The organism is Streptomyces sp. enrichment culture (assembly GCF_964273255.1).
Classification (GTDB): Bacteria; Actinomycetota; Actinomycetes; order Streptomycetales; family Streptomycetaceae; genus Streptomyces.
In genome coordinates, this window is the sequence record NZ_OZ186836.1 from 12,893 (window position 1) to 29,752 (window position 16,860).

15 protein-coding genes and 5 pseudogenes are annotated in these 16,860 nt (G+C 68.1%); 9 read left to right on the forward strand and 11 right to left on the reverse strand.

The window, feature by feature from the left end; translation table 11 throughout:
• Position 1: 1 nt before the first annotated feature.
• The 4 genes from ACSU53_RS30285 to ACSU53_RS30300 form a co-directional block, all read right to left on the reverse strand.
• On the reverse strand, positions 2-478 hold the full coding sequence (locus ACSU53_RS30285) for a hypothetical protein (RefSeq protein WP_437033507.1): 477 nt from the start codon (positions 476-478) through the stop codon (positions 2-4).
• A gap of 148 nt (positions 479-626) precedes the next feature.
• On the reverse strand, positions 627-824 hold the full coding sequence (locus ACSU53_RS30290; protein ID WP_437033508.1) for a hypothetical protein: 198 nt from the start codon (positions 822-824) through the stop codon (positions 627-629).
• Between the two features lie 360 nt (positions 825-1,184).
• Positions 1,185-1,379, reverse strand: coding sequence for a hypothetical protein (locus ACSU53_RS30295; protein ID WP_437033509.1), 195 nt, complete (start codon positions 1,377-1,379; stop codon positions 1,185-1,187).
• Positions 1,380-1,578: 199 nt separating this feature from the next.
• On the reverse strand, positions 1,579-1,980 hold the full coding sequence (locus ACSU53_RS30300; RefSeq protein WP_437033511.1) for a hypothetical protein: 402 nt from the start codon (positions 1,978-1,980) through the stop codon (positions 1,579-1,581).
• Between the two features lie 290 nt (positions 1,981-2,270).
• Between ACSU53_RS30300 and ACSU53_RS30305 the strand changes: the two genes are divergently transcribed.
• Positions 2,271-3,089, forward strand: a complete 819-nt coding sequence (locus ACSU53_RS30305; RefSeq protein WP_437033512.1) for a hypothetical protein — start codon at positions 2,271-2,273, stop codon at positions 3,087-3,089.
• A gap of 117 nt (positions 3,090-3,206) precedes the next feature.
• Here the strand turns inward: ACSU53_RS30305 and ACSU53_RS30310 are convergent, their stop codons facing one another.
• A complete protein-coding gene (locus tag ACSU53_RS30310) occupies positions 3,207-4,349 on the reverse strand; it encodes an AlbA family DNA-binding domain-containing protein (protein WP_437033513.1) in 1,143 nt (380 codons plus the stop codon).
• Between the two features lie 66 nt (positions 4,350-4,415).
• On the opposite strand from ACSU53_RS30310, the gene ACSU53_RS30315 reads away from it, so the two are divergent.
• Entirely contained in the window at positions 4,416-4,760 is a 345-nt protein-coding gene (locus tag ACSU53_RS30315) for a hypothetical protein (RefSeq protein WP_437033514.1), read from the forward strand.
• Between the two features lie 78 nt (positions 4,761-4,838).
• On the opposite strand, the gene ACSU53_RS30320 is transcribed toward ACSU53_RS30315, so the two are convergent.
• Positions 4,839-5,495, reverse strand: a complete 657-nt coding sequence (locus ACSU53_RS30320; protein ID WP_437033515.1) for a hypothetical protein — start codon at positions 5,493-5,495, stop codon at positions 4,839-4,841.
• A gap of 112 nt (positions 5,496-5,607) precedes the next feature.
• On the opposite strand from ACSU53_RS30320, the pseudogene ACSU53_RS30325 reads away from it, so the two are divergent.
• The 3 pseudogenes from ACSU53_RS30325 to ACSU53_RS30335 all read left to right on the forward strand — a co-directional run.
• Positions 5,608-5,797: pseudogene (locus ACSU53_RS30325) on the forward strand (hypothetical protein); the annotation flags it as partial.
• A gap of 46 nt (positions 5,798-5,843) precedes the next feature.
• Positions 5,844-6,673: pseudogene (locus ACSU53_RS30330) on the forward strand (IS5 family transposase).
• Positions 6,674-6,693: 20 nt separating this feature from the next.
• Positions 6,694-6,879, forward strand: a pseudogene (locus ACSU53_RS30335) (IS1380 family transposase); the annotation flags it as partial.
• 2 nt (positions 6,880-6,881) lie between these two features.
• Here ACSU53_RS30335 and ACSU53_RS30340 read toward each other — a convergent pair.
• Positions 6,882-7,186: pseudogene (locus ACSU53_RS30340) on the reverse strand (IS5/IS1182 family transposase); the annotation flags it as partial.
• A gap of 113 nt (positions 7,187-7,299) precedes the next feature.
• Here ACSU53_RS30340 and ACSU53_RS30345 point away from each other — a divergent pair.
• From ACSU53_RS30345 to ACSU53_RS30355, 3 genes are all read left to right on the forward strand, one after another.
• A protein-coding gene (locus ACSU53_RS30345) for an IS5 family transposase (protein ID WP_437032984.1) occupies positions 7,300-8,159 on the forward strand; the annotation gives its coding sequence in 2 pieces (ribosomal slippage) (positions 7,300-7,645 and positions 7,645-8,159; 861 coding nt in all).
• A gap of 30 nt (positions 8,160-8,189) precedes the next feature.
• Complete coding sequence (locus ACSU53_RS30350; RefSeq protein ID WP_437033539.1) at positions 8,190-8,594, forward strand: hypothetical protein; 405 nt, start codon at positions 8,190-8,192, stop codon at positions 8,592-8,594.
• 445 nt (positions 8,595-9,039) lie between these two features.
• The gene (locus ACSU53_RS30355) at positions 9,040-9,798 is read left to right on the forward strand and encodes an IS5 family transposase (RefSeq protein WP_437033516.1); all 759 of its coding nucleotides are present in this window, start codon (positions 9,040-9,042) and stop codon (positions 9,796-9,798) included.
• A 340-nt stretch (positions 9,799-10,138) separates the two neighbouring features.
• Here ACSU53_RS30355 and ACSU53_RS30360 read toward each other — a convergent pair whose 3' ends face one another.
• Positions 10,139-10,723 carry a hypothetical protein gene (locus tag ACSU53_RS30360; protein WP_437033517.1) on the reverse strand — a complete coding sequence of 195 codons (585 nt, stop codon included), beginning with the start codon at positions 10,721-10,723 and terminating at the stop codon, positions 10,139-10,141.
• Positions 10,724-10,788: 65 nt separating this feature from the next.
• Positions 10,789-10,995: a hypothetical protein gene (locus ACSU53_RS30365; RefSeq protein WP_437033518.1), complete on the reverse strand. Its 207-nt coding sequence runs from the start codon at positions 10,993-10,995 to the stop codon at positions 10,789-10,791.
• Between the two features lie 122 nt (positions 10,996-11,117).
• Between ACSU53_RS30365 and ACSU53_RS30370 the strand changes: the two genes are divergently transcribed.
• Positions 11,118-11,960 carry a hypothetical protein gene (locus ACSU53_RS30370; protein WP_437033519.1) on the forward strand — a complete coding sequence of 281 codons (843 nt, stop codon included), beginning with the start codon at positions 11,118-11,120 and terminating at the stop codon, positions 11,958-11,960.
• A gap of 373 nt (positions 11,961-12,333) precedes the next feature.
• On the opposite strand, the pseudogene ACSU53_RS30375 reads toward ACSU53_RS30370, so the two are convergent.
• Together ACSU53_RS30375 and ACSU53_RS30380 are read right to left on the reverse strand one after the other, a co-directional pair.
• Positions 12,334-13,773 (reverse strand): annotated as a pseudogene (locus tag ACSU53_RS30375) (transposase).
• A gap of 213 nt (positions 13,774-13,986) precedes the next feature.
• Positions 13,987-16,860, reverse strand: coding sequence for a VCBS repeat-containing protein (locus tag ACSU53_RS30380; protein WP_437033520.1), 2,874 nt, complete (start codon positions 16,858-16,860; stop codon positions 13,987-13,989).

Sequence of the window (16,860 nt, forward strand, 5' to 3'; positions counted from 1 at the left end):
GCTACTTCTTGTCCTTGATGGTGTCGTCGATGACGATCTGCGGTTCCGGGTCGTCCGGGCTGGTGGCTGCTTCGATCTTGTCGATGGCCGGGGCGACGGCATCGTAGACACGGCGGGAGGCAGCGGTGTTGTCCATCTCGCCGTTCCACTTCGAGGGGTGAGCGTTGGAGTCCAGCTCCTTGAGATAGGAGACGAGGTCGGTGCCGGTCATGGTCACCTTCACCAGCCCGCGGCCCGAGCGAGGGCCGGAAGCGACCTCCGACACCTTGGCCTTAACCTCGTTGGCGCCCTTCGGCGGCTTGGTCTCCTCCCACAAGCCCTTCGGGCACACGATGGTCACCCGCGCCAGGCCCGCGGCCTTGCTCAGCCGCTCGTCATGCCCCGCCGGGGACTGGGTGCAGCCGGTCAGCATCAGGACGGCAACCATCGCCCCGGCCCCGGCCAGGCGCTGAACAGGAGAAGTCAGTGGCAGTTTCACCCCGACATCCATGAGCTGCACGAGGGGCCGATATGCACGCTGCGCAGACTTCGGCCGAAAATGCCGCCGCTCGACCGGGAATGACCCACCGCTCTCGCACTGTCCCGGGTTAGCGGGTCCCACGCCAGCACGGGCGCAGCGAGCCGGGTCAGAGGTCCTGGACGGCGCGCAGGGCGGCGTCGACGCGGGCCATAGCTACGGAGTCGACAGGGCCGATGAGTTTGGCGCCGTCGAACCGTTCGGTGCGCAGCTGGACGATGTTGACGGCGACGGCCGTGCAGGGCAGCGGGTCGCCGATGACGACGGACATGGCGGTGTCGGGGTAGCGGCCGCTGTCGTGGAGCACGAGGGCCAGGACGGCGCCGTAGGCCTCTTCGAGCCCGGTCAGGCTGATGATCAGGACGTTGCGGCCGTCGGGCAGTGTCCAGATGTCCCCGCTTAGGCCGGGCGGCCGCGGGGGCCCTCACTGTCCGGGCCAGCGGTATCGTGCCCAGGCACCTACACGCACTGAGGTGCGACGCCCGGGGGCCTGGGATGGGGCATCACACTGGTGTGCGTGTAAGCCCTCAGATCTTGGGGCACTCCCCGGCGAACTACGGGGCAGGTTCGGTGAAGCAGTCCAGCCGGATGTAAGAGTTGTCCCGGAAATGATCCCCGGGTAGCCGACGCCCGGCCAGAATCATTGGCCGGGGCCTCGCCGTGCAGGCTACTGGAACGAACCACCCTGGGCGATCTCGTCCGCGTACCGCGTCAGCTCCGGATCCGTGATCGCCCCGCCGCCCGTCACCAGCGCGTACCGCTTCACCAGTTCCGGCTTCACCTCGTCCACCGGGCGGCCAGAGAACTCCGCGCACATGCTGTTCAGCATCCGCAGCACGTCGGCCCGCAACTGCGCATTCACGTTGGGGCAACCTTCCGCTGCACCTCGCCCTGGACGTGGCGTTCCAGCCGCCGGCGGTGGGCGGCACTCATCTTGAACTTCGGGTTACGGGCCATGTGGCCTCCTCCCCACAGGGACCACCGGGCGCTGGTAAGCCGCCCCATGCGGCTCATGGCAGTCCAACTGCCCCAACGGTAGCCGGACCCACCGACAACGCGGATCACTCCTCAGACGGCGAAGGCCTCCGCATCCTGCGCTCCACTACCCCCTCCGACACCTTCGCCATCTCCGACAACGAGTACGACCGCATCTCCGGCGGGTAGGCGGCATGGACATCCAACGTGCCCTCGTCGACCAGGCGCAGCGCCCGCACATCGGCACGCAGGCCAGAGTGTGCCCCGTCCCGCTTCACCAGCAGGACCATCTCCCGAGCGTCGCAGCGCCCGTTGTCGCAATACAGCTCGAGACGTCCCGTGTCCTCGTCATGGTCGGTCGCGGACCGCTTCAGGGTCCGCTCGCCACAAAGAGCGCATTGGATGGGGTTGGGTTCGCTGCCGTATCCGGCGTCGGGCTGATGGCGGCGCAGCCACGGCGTGGCCCCCGCCTCCCACTCGCTTGACATGGCCGCAGTCTAGCCGCGGGGGAACTTAACTGGCTTACTCGAGACGGTCTGTGAGCGGCAGGAGGAGCTGGGACTATGACGACTCTCCTACCGACTGATGCGACAAAGAGGGGGCGCTTGTGGGGGACGCTGTACGACCAGAAGATCTACGGAAGACGATCATCAGCGAGCTAGTGGGGCATGAGACGGGATCGACCCTGCCCGGCGTGTGCCGACGCCTGGGGATTCCCCACCCTGAGTCGCCGGACAGCCTGGGCAGCGTCAGCAAGGGCGGGTACGTAAGGGCGTGCATGGAGGACGTGGACGGACCCGCGCTGATCGACCTCGCGGTCAGAGTCGTGAGGCAGGTCGGCAGCACCGCGCTGGACGAAATGCTCCGCACCTTGGGGCCGCGGGGCGCGGACGGCAGGTTCCGGAACCTGATCTTCGCAGGCACCACACCGAAAGCGGACCTGGTCCTTTCCAACAGCGTGGACAACACGGTGCAACTCGCGGGAGGGAACGCGGACGGCTGGCTGGTTTACGACCGGCCGCTCCCGTCGGAGGGGCTGCGATGGCTGGACATGATCGACTGGTGGCGGGAGACGGAGCCCGAGGCTACGGCCGGGAAGGACGACGCTGAGGTCTGTCGTCTCCTGTACGCCCGGTTCAAAGCCTCGCTGAGCAGGGAATCACCGCCCGAGCACCGCTTCTTCGAGGCGTACTGCGCACGTATCAACCGGCCGGATGGCTTGGCGCAACCCGCGCTGCTGCCTCAGGTATACCTGCATTACGACCCATACACGAGGCGGCAGCGCGACGGCGACAGCGTGTTGGCCCGTGAGCGCATGGACTTTCTGCTGCTGCTGCCGAACAGAGTGAGGGTCGTGGTGGAGATCGATGGCGATACTCACTACGGGACAGAGGAGAAGTACCAGGTCGGCGAACCTCACCCCAGACGCCTGACGAGTCCGAGAACGTACGCGAAGATGGTCGCGGAGGATCGCCGCCTCAGGCTTGCTGGTTACGAGGTGTACCGGTTCGGAGGGGCTGAACTCCCCAACACTGCGGCCGCACTGTCTGTGGTCGACGGCTTCTTCGACCAACTCCTGGAGATCCTGCTCCGCTGAGCATGACTGCCGCACAGCTGCCCGCCGTCGAGGGTGCAGGACACGGAGGAGGGCCACCTGGAGCCCACCGGGGCCCCAGGGCCCTTCACTATCCTGAAGGGCTTCGATCCAGCAGTGCTACGACTCCCAGCCTGTGAGCTGGTGGCGGAGTCCTTCGTTGAGTCGGTCCGTCAGGATGTCTCCTTCAGGGGTCAGGATGTGCGGCTGGTGGGCTCCCATGTCGGCCAGCAGGTCCGAGGCGAGAGCACACGCCACGGCAACTGCTTCCCGCTTGTCGGTGACGATGGCGGCGAGATCACCCGTGGTCTGCGCGGGAACGGTGGGGAACGGTAGGGCCGGGCCGCGTTGGAAGGCGCTCTCGGTCACGACCAGTCGGACGAGCTTGTCGCTGCCGTCGTAGCGGTGCAGTGCGGCTGACAGCATCAGGTCGCCGGCCGCTCCGGTCTCTGCCGCCCACGCCGCGGCTGCTTGCACCAGGGTGACGAGGTCGAGTTCGAATGTCCGCTGGGACATCTGTTGGGGTCCGTCGGCGTCGCGCTGATCGTTGTGGAGGCTGATGGTCTGTGCGGTGTAGAAGCTGCCGTCTTGATGGAGTTGGCCGGTGGGGAGGCCCTCGAAGCGGACTTGCCGACGGCCTACCAGCGGGGGGTGGCGGGGCCGGGCGTTGAGCGTCACTGCGTGACAGGCGAGGTCGTGGAAGCGGTTGAAGGCAGCGTCGCGATCGGCCCGGGTGGTCAACGGATAGGTTCCGCGTACGGCCGGAACTGCGGCAAGGCTGACCCAGCCCGGGTAGTAGGCCACCGGGACGCTGCCGCCGTCCACGGTCTTGGTCAGATAGTCCGACAGGTAGCGACGGCCTGCGTCGGTGACTTGTCGCAGGCGGTCGACGTCGTCGGAGGCTGCCTGGAAGCGGTCACGGTATCGCTGGGCGATCTCGGATTCGGCGAGGGTGCGGGTCGTCGTGCCGTGCCGGACGTGCACGCGGAAGTTGCAGTCGTTGCCCGGAGCCGCGACGGCGTGCGGGGCTTGGGGGCTCGGGAGCACGGTGAGGACCCAGTGGATCTTGCCTTCGTGGGCAGTGGACTTCACCGGTCGCACGCCCACGTTGGGGACGACGGGCTGGATCCAGTTGGCGAGTACCGAGCGGATCCACTCCTCGCCGCGGCCCGGGACCGGCTCGGAGGGGGCCAGGGCGTGTGCGTGGTCCTTTTTGCCGTCGTCGACGCCGATGACGACCATGCCGCCGACCGTGTTCGCCATGGCGGATACGTCCTTGGCGAGCTCCTTCTTGCCCGCGTCGGTGCCCTGGTATACAACAGCGGCGGCATGTCGTCCACCGAGGGCGGCATCAACCCGGCGATCCCGCCGGGGAAGACCACCCCCAGCGGGGATGCTTGCATTTCGATGTACGCGAAGATGCACGACAGCATGATCCACCTGTTCTCGCAGAACGGGGCTGACCCCACGTTCAACGAGGTGTGCGGCCGGGCGGCGATCTCGGGCATGCACAACCAGGAATCCATGGGCGGCCACTTCGCGAACTTCATGAAGCAGATGCGTATCAACGACAAGGATGCGTACTGGCTGGACACGCGCATGGATGACGGCGGCACCTGCCGTTACGGTGTCGGCGGCGGTCAGCCCGTGATCTGCGAACTCGTCGCGCAGTAACACCCCAGCGCCAACATGCTTCGGCCCCACCTGACGGTCAGGGTGGGGCCGAAACGTGTTGGCGCTGGGGTGTGCGGCTCAAGGAGCGAGGAGGTGGACGGCGGGGAGATTCCCGGCCCGGGCGGCATCCTGGTCGATACTCAGCCCCGTGTACGCGCCCAGCGCGGTGAACACCAGGGTGGGCAGGCGCGCGCCGTGCTGTTCGTAGTAGGCGGTCACCTCGTCGGCGGTGGCGTCGGGGATGGAGGGGAAGACGGCACCGGCGGCGGTGAGCGCCGCGTCCAACGCCGACTCTTGGCCGGTGGTGGTGCCGAACTCTGCGCGCCGTATCACCTCGTCGCCTTCGACGTGCAGGATCGCGGCGGGAGGGCTGTACAGGTTCCGGCTGGCGCACAGGATCTCTTCACCCGGGCCGGGCCTCATCGAGGGGACACGGCGGAAGCCGGTTGCCCAGGTCGCGGCGTGGTCGTTCTCCAGCACGTACGTCCACTCACCCTCGCTGCCGTACATCGCGTAGGCGTAGCGGGTGGGGTCGTGGCCGGGCGGGGTGGACTGGTTACGCAGTTCGGCCAACGGGGTGCGGGCGGCGAGCTGCTCGAGGTCGGCCCCGAGGTTGATGAGGAACTCGTCAGGGTCGATGCCTCGAGCGAGGGTGAGGGAGATGCCACCGAGCATTCCAGGGACGGGCGTGGCGGTGTGGGCGTGGGCGCCTATCCAGGTAAGGCCGTTGGTCATGGAGGGGAGTCCGTTCGCTGGTGGGGTGAAGTCGAGCTGAGCCTCGCGCTTTCATGAAGCAGGCTGTCCGGCACGTGACCAGGAAGGCAGAACGTGCCTCTGACCAGCGAGAATGAGGATTGCTGAGGTCCTTGTTCCCGCCCCTGTCGGAGGCACTTCCCAGGCGAAGCAGCCTATCGGGTCCTATCCCCATGTCCTTGTCCGGGCCGTGGTCTGTGGTCTCGCAGGCCGGTTCCATCCTGCTGGTCGAAACTGTCCGCAAGACCGGCCTTGACCAGGCCAAATCCACAGCGCTTGCCCCTAGGTCGTGTCTTCAAATGATCTTGAGTAGTGGATCATGGTGGGGTGATACGTCGCCATGAACTGTCCGATGCTGAGTGGGACTTCGTCCGGCCGCTGCTGCCCGAGTCCTTGCGGGGGCGGAAGCGGTTGGACGACCGCACCGTGCTCAACGGGATCGTATGGAAGTTCCGGACCGGCACCGCTTGGCGGGATGTGCCCGAGCGGTACGGTCCGTGGCACACGCTGCACACCCGCTTCCGCCGCTGGGCCCTGGACGGCACCTTCGAGCGGATGCTCCGTGCCGCCCAGGCACGGGCGGATGCGGCCGGGGACATCGACTGGCTGGTGTCGGTCGACTCCACGGTCGTGCGGGCCCACCAGCACGCCGCCGGAGCCCGAAAAGGGGGCTCCGCAGCCCCGGCCTCGGACGCTCCCGGGGTGGCCTGACCAGCAAGATTCACCTGGCCTGCGACGCCTTTGGCCGCCCGCTCGCCTTCACGGTCACGGGTGGGAACACCAACGACTGCACCCAGTTCACGGCCGTGATGGAGGAGATCCGGGTGCCCCGCATCGGACCGGGACGGCCCCGCGTGCGGCCCGCCCACGTACTGGGCGACAAGGGCTACAGCTCCAGGGCCATCCGGACCTGGCTGCGACGCCGGGGCATCAGTCACACCATCCCCGAGCGATCCGACCAGGTCCGCAACCGGCTCCGGCGTGGCAGCCGAGGAGGGCGCCCGCCAGTCTTCGACAAGCAGCTCTACAAGCGGCGCAACGTGGTGGAACGGTGCTTCAACCGCCTGAAGCAGTGGCGCGGTATCGCGACCCGCTACGACAAGACCGCCGAGTCCTACCAAGCAGCCGTCACCCTCGCATCGCTGCTGATGTGGACGTGACATTTGACGACAACCCCTAGCGGAAGCCGCGGTCCGTCCACAACCCGGGCAAGATCCTCCTGGACGTGGCGCTGGCGGTCGCGCTCGGCGGGGACTGCCTTGCCGACATCGCGATGCTGCCGGCCGAGCCGGCCCTGTTCGGACCGGCCGCCTCCGACCCGACGGTCTCCCGCCTGATCGACACCCTCGCCACTGCGGGCGAGAAGCACTGGCGAGAGCTGTATGCCTTGTCGCCGCTGACGTGGTCCGGCCGGGTCCGGGGCCTTCCGCCCCGTGGCCGCGGAACTCGGATCCGGTCCAGGACCTCGATCATCTGGAGTGCGTCGCCCCACTGTCCCGGCGTGAGCAGAAGGGACATGGGGCGGCAGCCGCCTTCGCCGGCGAGGTGGATCTTGCAGGTCAGGCCGCCCCGGGACCGTCCGAGTCCCTCGTCGGGGCGGTCGTGCCGGGGCGTCGTCCTTTTTTCGGGACCCGCGGCTTGGCCTTGCGAGCGCCGGCCGCGTGCTGATGGGAAGAGTGGGCCCGTGGCACGTCCCGCGAACCCGATCCCGAACCCGAAGAGCGCCGTCGGACGACTCGCTCAGCCACCTGCGCGACGGGCTAGGCCGTTTCTTTCAGATCATCGGATCGTTGGTCTGGGTGTGTCGTTGACTGACGCCCAGTGGGCCCGCATCGAGCCGTTGTTGCCGGACCGGACCCCTCGGCGCGGTGGTCGGTGGCGTGATCACCGGCAGGTGATCGACGCGATCGCGTTCAAGTACCGCACCGGCACCCCGTGGATGGACCTGCCCGAGCAGTTCGGGTCGTGGAAGGGCGCGTACAACCGGCTGCGGAAGTGGGCCGCCGACGGCACTTGGGAGAAGGTCTTCACCGCCCTGCTCGCCCAGGCCGACGCCGAAGGCGACCTCGACTGGGTCGTCGCAGTCGACTCCACTGTCGTGCGCGCACACCAGCACGCCGCCGGGGCCCGTCAAAAGGGGCCCCGGCCGGCGAGCCGGCTGACCATGCCCTCGGACGGTCCCGCGGCGGACTGACCACGAAGATCCACCTCGTCGCGGACGGCGGTTGCCGACCGCTGGCGTTCGTCATCACGCCGGGTCAAGCAGGTGACGCACCCGCCTTCGAGCAGGTCATGGCCCGGTTACGGGTGCCCAGACGGATCGGCCGCCCCAGGGTCACGCCAGACGTGGTCCTGGCCGACAAGGCGTATTCGTCCCGGGCGATCCGCCTCCATCTTCGACAGCGGAAGATCCGAGCGGTGATCCCGCAGCCGGCGGACCAGGCTGCGAACCGCAAGCGACGTGGTCGGCTCGGGGGCCGTCCCCCGGCCTTCGACCGCGAGACCTACAAGCAGCGCAACACCGTCGAGCGGTGCATCAACAAGCTCAAGCAATGGCGCGGCCTGGCCACCCGCTACGACAAGACGGCCACCATTTACCTAGCCGGACTGCACCTCGCCGCCATCTTCATCTGGTCGACGAGGTGATCCGAAAGAAACGGCCTAGCCCGCCGAGGCCTGGGCTACCGGGAGTTGGCGGACCTGACCCGGTATCACCCCACCACTCTCCAGCGTGCTGCTGACGGCAAGCGCGTCTCATCCTGGGAAGTGGTGGAGGAATTCACGCGAGGCTGCGGCCTCGCCACCCTTAAGGTCCGGACGTTGTGGCTGGCCGCCCGCAGCGAGCGCTTCGGCCGGCGTGGTCCCCGGGACGTCCCGGGAGTCGAGCAGGTCTACAACTACTCCGACTTGGGAGCCTTCCTGGCCGATCTACGTGAAAGGAAGGGGAGCCCTCCGTACCGGCTCATGGAACGGCGAGCCGAATTGACCAGGGAACAGTTCGGTGGCTTACCGCACTCGACTGCGCAGCGCATCGCTACCCGCAAGACACGGCCCTCCCTGTCTCAATGCAAGCCTTCCTGATCGGCTGCGGCATCCCTGCGGAGCGCCACGGCCCGCTGGTGCGGGCATGGCAACGGGCGGCCACTCGGCTCAAGGAGGACCTGGCGGGGCAGATCGGTGGGCGGAGTGGCGGTGAATATGTCCGACTGCAAGCCGACCTAGCGATGTCTGCACACGTTCACGAGTGGGGGGCCATCCAACTCGTTCGGGATCTGAGGTACGCGCCTGTTGAGGCCTTCCGGGGATGCACCCGTCCGTGGTCCGTGCACTGCCGCTCCTGTGGGCGCGCGCGGCGAATCCGGCTGGACTGGGAATTGGAGCGCCTGCAACGACTGGACGGCTCCAAGACCATGTACTGAGCCCTTTCCAACCTGGCGACTGGGCAAGTCAGTTGGGCTGACAGGCAGGTGAAGCCCCTGGTAGATGGGTTTTCGACCAAGAAATCCGTCTCCACCAGAGGCTTCGTGTGCTTGTCTACCCGTCGGGCGTCGACGTGTCCAGTTCTGCCCTGCGCTTCCTGTCCGCCCAGCTCCGCCGGGAGCTCGGTACCCGATGGCGGCGTCTGAGCTCGGGCCGGCAGGCCCTGCTCACGCTCGCCCACCTTCGCAACGGCCACCCGTACGCCCAGCTCGCAGCCGGTTTCGGCATCGGGACCACGACGGCCTACCGGTACGTCGCCGAGGCCGTCGAGCTCCTGGCCGCCCTCGCCCCGACTCTCGCGGAGGCGGCCCGGACGGCATCGACGAAGGCTTTCGTGCTGCTGGACGGCACCCTGCTGCCGATCGACCGGACCGCCGCGGACCGCCCCTTCTACTCCGGCAAGCACAAGAAGCACGGGATGAACTTGCAGGTCCTGGCCGATCCGTCCGGTCGGCTGCTGTGGGCGTCGCCGGCTCTGCCCGGAGCCGTCCACGATGTCCGGACCGCCCGTGAACACGGCATCATCGCCGCTCTCACGGACGCCGGCATCACCTGCTGGGCCGACAAGGGATACCGAGGCGCCGGGGGCACGGTCCGGGTTCCGTACTGGGGACGTTGGGAGAACCTCTCCACAGGCCAGAAGGCCGTCAACCGGTCTCAGGCAAAAATCCGAGCCCTGGTCGAGCAGGCCGTCGCCACCCTCAAGTCCTGGCGGCTCCTCCGCAAACTGCGGTGCTCGACCACCCGCATCACGAGCCTCGTCCAAGCCGTCCTGACCCTGCATTTGGCCAGCTCAGACCGATGATGGAAAAGGCTCACTGCCCCGAGTGCACTGCAGCCCCTCTCCCTGTGCGCGCGTTTGGGTGAGCCGCTCTCGGACGGCCGCGTCCGCCCCCCTGCCCCGCTGGCGGATTGAGGGTGGTGGCTCCGAGCACTCCGCGGGTCCGCAGATCGCCGAGGTCCGGGAGGCGGACGCCGGGCAGTGCCTCGAGAAGGTCGGCCTGTGCGGCGCGGATGCCCTGGGCAGGAGCATTGGGGCCGGTGCCAAGAGGGCGGCGGTTAGTGCGATGATCGTACGGGCGGGGTTCATCGCGGCCAGCGCTCCGCCGCCTGCCCGAGGATCTGCAGGTGGCGGCCGACCGTCCTCAGGGTGTGCGGACGACGGCTCCGGATACGACCCACTGCACCAGGGCGGCGGCGAGGTGAACGCCGGACCGGGCGGCTTCCAGGGTCTCGGGCACGGTCGCGGTCTGGGCCCCGTGCCTCGAGGTCTGCCCCTCCCACAGTGCGCGCATCATCGCCTCGGCCGGGGCAATCGGGTCGCCGGCCGGGGACGGGATCGCGGCGCTGAAATTGTGCCGGGCATTCTTGATCTCGCCCAGCATGGTGCCGAGGGTGGCCTTGGCGTTGTTCGGCTGGACGACGGCGTGCGCCGCGCATTCCACCGCCTTGATGGCCTCGCTGTAGGCGCGCTCTGGGTCCGGACCGCGCCCGTAGGCCGCCTGCCAGGCCGCGGCGAGGTGGTCGGCGGTCGATCCGGCGGCTGGCCCGGCCGCCGCGTCGGCGATCGTCTGGCGGACCGCGTCGCGCACCGCCGGGGTGACCCGCTCCTCCAGCCCGTCCGCAGCCTCGTTGACCCGGTAGGCCGACCCGGCGTCGTCGAGGATCCGGCCGAGTGCTTCGGCCTCGTACGAGCTTGCGGCCCGGGAGCGGAGGATCTCGTCCACCACATCCAGGAGCTGAGGACCGACGCTCTGCGCGAGCGGTCTGACGTAAATCGGCGAACCGTAGCGGTTCATTGACGGGGGGGGATGCGCAGGCGCAGACAGATCGGCTGGGCCTTGCTGTCGTCATCCCGCCCCTGGTAGGTGAGCGCGCGATGGACCCACCTCTGGAGCGGCGCGAGCAGGTGCTCGGGCACGTCGTCGAACGGTCCGTCGTGTTCGGGTGCGGCAGCGAGGCCGACGCGGACGGAGAAGCGCGGACGGGATCCGGTGGTCATAACGGAGACGGTACCGGCGTGGATAGTCACATCGATAACCTCTCCCCTCCTTATCCGACGCCAGGGAAGGGACGCTGACGAGAGGTCAGCGCGGGTGCCGGAACCGGGGAGGAAACCGAGACGTGAGCACGCATCCCGATCTGCCGGACACACTGGTCCACTTCACCGGCCGGCCCCGGCGGCAGGGCGACGAGCCGCCGGATTTCGCCCGGGGCACCGCCGAGGAGCGCATGGTGAGCATCCTGCACGGCGGGGCGCTGCGCGGAGCACGGGACTACTGGGCCGACGCTCCGGTGATCTGCTTCAGCGAGGTCACCGAGACCGCCCGCCGCGCCATGCTCCGCGACGGAGTGGGGGGCCGCGGGGCGTACGCGCCCTGGGGAGTGGTGCTCGACCGCGCACAGCTCATCCGGGCCGGCGCCCGGCCCGTGCTCTACCTCTCCAAGGAAGAGATGGCCCAGACGCAGTCCCTGCCGAGGCGACTGCGCAACCGCCGGGTGCGCTACGACCCCGGCAGCTCGGACTGGCTGCACGAGCGGGAGTGGCGGCTGTGCTTCGAGCCGGAGCAGACACCGGAGCTGGCCATCACGCCGGAACTCGTCGTCGGCGTCATCGTCAGCCGTCAAGGCTGGATGCCGCCGCCGCAGCACATGGGCATGGCGGAGATCCTCTCGGAGGCCAGGGCCCAGCTGCAGCCGGTGCAGGCTCAGATGGAGTCCTTGAAGGCCGCGGCCGCCGAGTTCTCGGGTTTCCAGAGCCTCACGGTGAGCGGGAGCGTGTCGCGGACAAAGTTTGCCGGTGCCGCCGACCGCCTGGCCCGCTGGTACTGGGATGGCGAGGACCTTGTTCCTGACGGCGTCTTCGACATACGGGAACAGCAGATCCACGACCTCCTGCACGACGACCGGGGCCCGAGCATCGAGGTCGGCTTCGGAATCGACCTCACCCGAGAGGACGGGAACTGATGACCACCGTGGAAAAGACGGTGCCAGACGGCGAGCTCACCGAGCCGGGGGGGCCGGCGCTACTGGATCCGGCGGCCGCCGATCCGGTGGTCGGCGTCGGCACCCCCGGCTCCGAGCGGCCCGCCCTGGTCGTCCAGTGGGCGCAGCGCCACGGCGTGGAGGTCACCCAGCGCCTCGCGGACGCGGAGGACTTCGCAGACGAGGTGCAGCGCCGCCTCACCCCGGCGAACCCAACGGACACGTACGCGAAGGCGTGGCGCGTCTGGACCCGGTTCTGCGCCGACCAGGAGTTCCCCGAGCTGGAAGCCACGCGCTGCGCCCTGGTGGCGTTCGTCGTGTGGCTGCTGGACCAGGGCCGGGCGGACGGGAATGGCTACGCCCCCTCGTCGGGCGGGACGATCCTCGCCGGGGCCGTCGTGGAGCTGCGCCCGCCGGGGCGCGGAGGTGAGCCGGGACGACCAGGCACAGGCCCGGGCCACGCTGGAGGCCGCCGCCGTGGGGAGGGCCCGGTGCGCTGCCGGGAGGACGCTGCGGGCGTCCGGGCCGGTGGGCGGCCATCGGCCCGGACGCGTCGTACCCGTCCTGCCCCTGACGCGCAGATCCACGGACGGCCGGTCGACGGTGTCCACCACGACCAGGTCGTGAACGAGAAGCCAGAGCGGTCGCCACCGTCAACGGTCCGCGACGGGGCTGTGGTCACCACCGACCGGTGCCTTGCTGCGCACTGTCGGCTTCCAGGAATCGTTCCGGGTGTGCACGTCATCGCCTTGCTCGGTGTGCATAAACTGCGCCAGTGGTCGACGTCCGCCGGTGCGGCGGCGGTGGCCGAGCACCACAGCCAGACCAGTTTCGGGTCCCGGTCGCCGGGCAGGCGCTCGACCTTCGGGCGGATCAACGTGCCGTGCAGGACGGGGAGTTCTTCCTTGGCGTGGTTCAGCCAGGGGCCGCGGTGGGTGAGCCGGGGGTGCATGCGGTCCCAGGCCGTCGCGGTGGCCGTGCCGTAGCGGCTGGTGTCCGTGGCGGTCGTGGTGTCGGGCTCGTGCCAGCTGTCGGGCTTCTTGACGTGAGGACGCCGCCATGCCGGCGGGGGCGCCCGCCCCGGGGGCCCGACCGGGCGGGGCCGGGGTCGCGGAGCATGACCCGGTCCGAGCGCACGCGCCCGACCAGTACGACGGGCAGGCCGGCGAGAGCGTTGGTCAGGTAGGCGACGTCGTAGCCGGAGTCCATCACGATCAGGATGTCCGGGTCGCCCGGTCTCCAGTGACCTGTGCTCGTCAACCGATAGATGACATCGTGGAGTTGGGCGGCTGTGACGGTGGTCGCGTCGTCGGCCGGGCCCAGGCGGACCGCGTCCAGGAGAGGAGGTGCGGCCGGACTCCAGGGCCGCGACGAAGGAGTAGGGCCAGCCGGGCACCAACTGGTCCGAGCTGCGGTCGCCGCGTCCGTAGACATGACAGAAGAGCTGGTCGCCGCTGGTGGGAGCGTCGGGTCGCAGCCAGTGCGACACGTCCACGGCGAGCACGATCCGCCCGTCGGCTGCCTTCGGCAGGGGCAGGCCCGCCAGCGTGCGGCGCAACCGTGTCGGCTCCAGTCAGCCACGGTCCAGGGCCGCGTACAGCGCACCGTGCCCGCGCCGGTGCTCGACCGCCAAGGAGAGCTCGACCAGGGTTTTCACCGGCCCGTCCGCGCACACCGCGTCGGTGAGCTCGAAGAGCGCGTCCGCCCGCTTGTAGAGACACTCGTAGAACTCGGCCCGAAAGCGGGACGACAGACCCAACGCCTCGATTACGGGCACGCCGGCAGGCAGACTCATGGGCAGCGGCCGTTCTCTCGTGCTTTGTGACTCGACATCTCGAAGCGTGGAGAACGGCCGTCTCCGCTGTCCCGTGAAGAACCGCAGGTCAGCAGGACGAGTGACCCGCGAGGTTAAACGCCAAGCTCAGGGGGAGGCCCCTATAGCTTTCAGGTTCACTCGAGCGACGCGTGGCCCGGGCAGAGTGCCGGGGCCACGCTTCCTGTGCCTGGTTCAGCTGATGGTTTGATAGCTTTCCCAGCCGCTGCTCAGTTGGCGTTGTCCTCGCTCGCCACCGCGGATAGTGAAGAAGTACCAGAGGCTACCCGTGTTCATGGTGTACCAAAGGTCGCTAGTGCCGTCGTTGTCGGCATCCCCCGGCGAGGTGATCAAGGGGACAGTTTCGGCTGTGTAGAGCCTTCCGGGCTGAACCTTGGTCTCTTCGTCAGTGAGGCCGTCACCGTCGCTGCTGGTCCCAGAGAAAATGTGGATGTCGCCAGTTACGCGATTGCGCGCTCCAAGGTCGACCTGTCCGTCGGCATTGGTGTCGCCGACGGCGAGCAAGTCCCGGTCTTGCCAACCGGCCGGGCCGATCAGAACGGGCTCGCGGTAGGAGTCGAGGCGGAAATCACGGTTGCCGTAGTAGAGCCAGAGCAGGTCTCCCTGCTTGACCAGGAGGTCTGGGTAGCCGGCGATGTCGATCGTGCCATCTGCGTCGACGTCGAGCGGTCCGTCGACGTCACCGATGGCGAGGATCTGGTCGGCGTTGCTCCAGTGGTTGTTGGCCGGGTCGTAGACTCCGAGTTCCTGGGCTCGTTCGCCGGTGTCGCAGGCTGTGCAGACATAGCCGGTGCCGTTGTTTGGATGCATCCACAGGCGCTTTGTGCCTGCATCGTCGCGCAAGGTGATGAGATCCTCATACCCGTCGTTGGTCCAGTCTCCGCGGTGGGTGATCTTCGCGCCGGTCAGGTTGAGGGCCGTGGAGCGGAATGCGGCCTTGGCCACGGTGCCGTCGCCCGCGCCGAAGAAGGGAAACAGGGTGCCAGCTTGGTCTACGGCCCAGAGGTCGGCGTTGCCGTCGCCGTTGAGGTCGCCGGGCTTGTCGGGAGTCCTGGGGCCGTTGGCGTAGAAGAGGTAGGTGGTGGTGTCGGAGTAGTTGCCGGCCTTGTCCAAGCTGCGGACATAAAGCTGGTTGGCGCCGGCCACGGTCGGTGTGACGTTCAACGCGACTGGTCCGCCTGCCGCGTTGGGTGTGGCGGTGCGGCGTGTGGCGTCCCAGTCTGTCCAGTACTCGTACTTGGTGACATCCGCGACGCCGCCGCTGGTGACATTGAAAGTGCCCTCAGTGCGAACGGTGCCGGTGGTGGCTGGCCAGCCGTTGCTGCCGTCGGGGAACTGACTTGAGGTCACGCCGGGCGGTGTGCTGGGCCGGTCGGGGTCGAAGACGAACCGGCACCCAGGCTTACCTGTTGCGGGTACCCAGTCTGAGGAGAGCGATCCGTCCTCTGCTTGGACCTTCCATGAGAAGTTGCCGTTCGCCATGCTGATGTACGGCGCGAGTTGCGCTTTCGTGACCTTGAGTTTGACCACGGTTCCGGAGGGGGCGCTCACGTGGGTGTCGACGATCAGCTTTCCGTTGGGGTCGTCATTGGGGTGGTGACCGGTGGGCCACAGGTGTATGTCGGCCTTGACGGTGCCCCCGTCGGGGTCGGAGATCTTCGCAGTGAGATAAATGTCCGTGTTGCCGATCAGCCCGTGCGGGGCGGTATCACCACAGCCTGCCTGGTTCCTGGTCGAGGGGATGGTGTCCAGGCTGTTGGGCAGGTTGGGGCGCGTGTTGTACGTGGTGGACAGCACCGCGGACTTCGCCTCGAACCGCTTGTAGGCGAGCCTGTCGCTTTCAGTCGCGGCGCGCAGCCCGAGGGTGATGTTGTTCCACTTGCTGGACTGCGCCTTCTTCGCGCCGGAGGTCACGTTGAAGGCGAGGCTGCCGGCCGGGCACGATGAGCTGTACCCCTTGGCGTCACTGACGGCGGCCAGCTTTTCAGTCCACGACGGCTGAGCACTCCACTTCGTAGAGGAGCTGATGCTCCCCGTGAGCCAGAGCTGCACCTCACGCTTGGTGCAGGAGTACGAGTAGCTGTTCTTGATCTTGAAGGTGGAGCTGGAGATCACCTTGTCGGTGTTCCAGAGGTTGTTGGCGTCCATCCGGAAGAACGAACGGGACGTACCATCCCCGGGGTTGCCGACTCGGGCGTAAGAGGTCACCTTGTTGCCATCGCCTTCGTCCCAGCCGTTGCCGTTGTAGAAGGCGGTCGACGGTGCGCCGCTGTAGGCGATGGTCCACGCTTCGCGGGAACCGGAGACTGCGGGGTCGATGTAGACCGGGTAGCGAGTGTCGTCGCCCTTGAGGATGGCGCTGTCGGGTGTCAGGGACAGGGCGTCCGTGTCGAGTTCAACGCCCACCGCTCCCTCCCTGGCACCGAAGGGTGCTTCGAACTCGTGGGCCGGCGGCGGAGGGGTGGGTTCGCTGCTGCGCGCCGCTTGGGGCCGACTGCTGTCCCACATCATCGGCGTCGGTGCGGTGAAGATCTCCTGGCCGGCTGGGTTGAGAGCGCGGAGGTTGCCATGCGCGTCGGCCTTGACACTCAACCCCTTGGTGGCGAGGGGGAATCTGAGCCGCGCGAGAGCGGGGTTGGCGGCGGCCGTCGCGTTGTGCACTACCAGCAGCTGCCCGAACCCGGCGGTGCCAGCCTTGAGCTTGAGGTCCACGTCTTCAAGGACGTTGTGGTAGATCACCGTGTCCCCGTCGACCTCGGGGGAGGGCAGCTTGCCAGGCCAGGACCAGGACATGCTGCGGCCGTCGCGGGTGACCGTCGCCAGCGGCCCCTCGCCTCCGCCGGAGAACGTCACGCCCACTTCCGTGGCCTTCGTGGACAGCGTGCCGTCGGTGTTACGTGCCAGCGTGGTGTCGATGTCGATCAGCTTGCCATCCTTGCGCACACGCTGAGCGAGGGCGTACTGGTCGGTCGTGAACGACCCATCCGGGTTCGCGAACGTCTCCGTGGTCTCTGTGCGATGCGACAGCACCTCGACCGGCTCACCCAC

What these genes read in the sequence shown, in the direction of transcription:
- ACSU53_RS30315 (WP_437033514.1), top strand. Translation starts at nt 4,416, where the DNA reads ATGTCGTCCACCGAGGGCGGCATCAACCCGGCGATCCCGCCGGGGAAG.
- ACSU53_RS30320 (WP_437033515.1), bottom strand. Translation starts at nt 5,495, where the DNA reads ATGACCAACGGCCTTACCTGGATAGGCGCCCACGCCCACACCGCCACG.
- ACSU53_RS30300 (WP_437033511.1), bottom strand. Translation starts at nt 1,980, where the DNA reads ATGTCAAGCGAGTGGGAGGCGGGGGCCACGCCGTGGCTGCGCCGCCAT.
- ACSU53_RS30365 (WP_437033518.1), bottom strand. Translation starts at nt 10,995, where the DNA reads ATGACCACCGGATCCCGTCCGCGCTTCTCCGTCCGCGTCGGCCTCGCT.
- ACSU53_RS30310 (WP_437033513.1), bottom strand. Translation starts at nt 4,349, where the DNA reads ATGGCGAACACGGTCGGCGGCATGGTCGTCATCGGCGTCGACGACGGC.
- ACSU53_RS30305 (WP_437033512.1), top strand. Translation starts at nt 2,271, where the DNA reads ATGGAGGACGTGGACGGACCCGCGCTGATCGACCTCGCGGTCAGAGTC.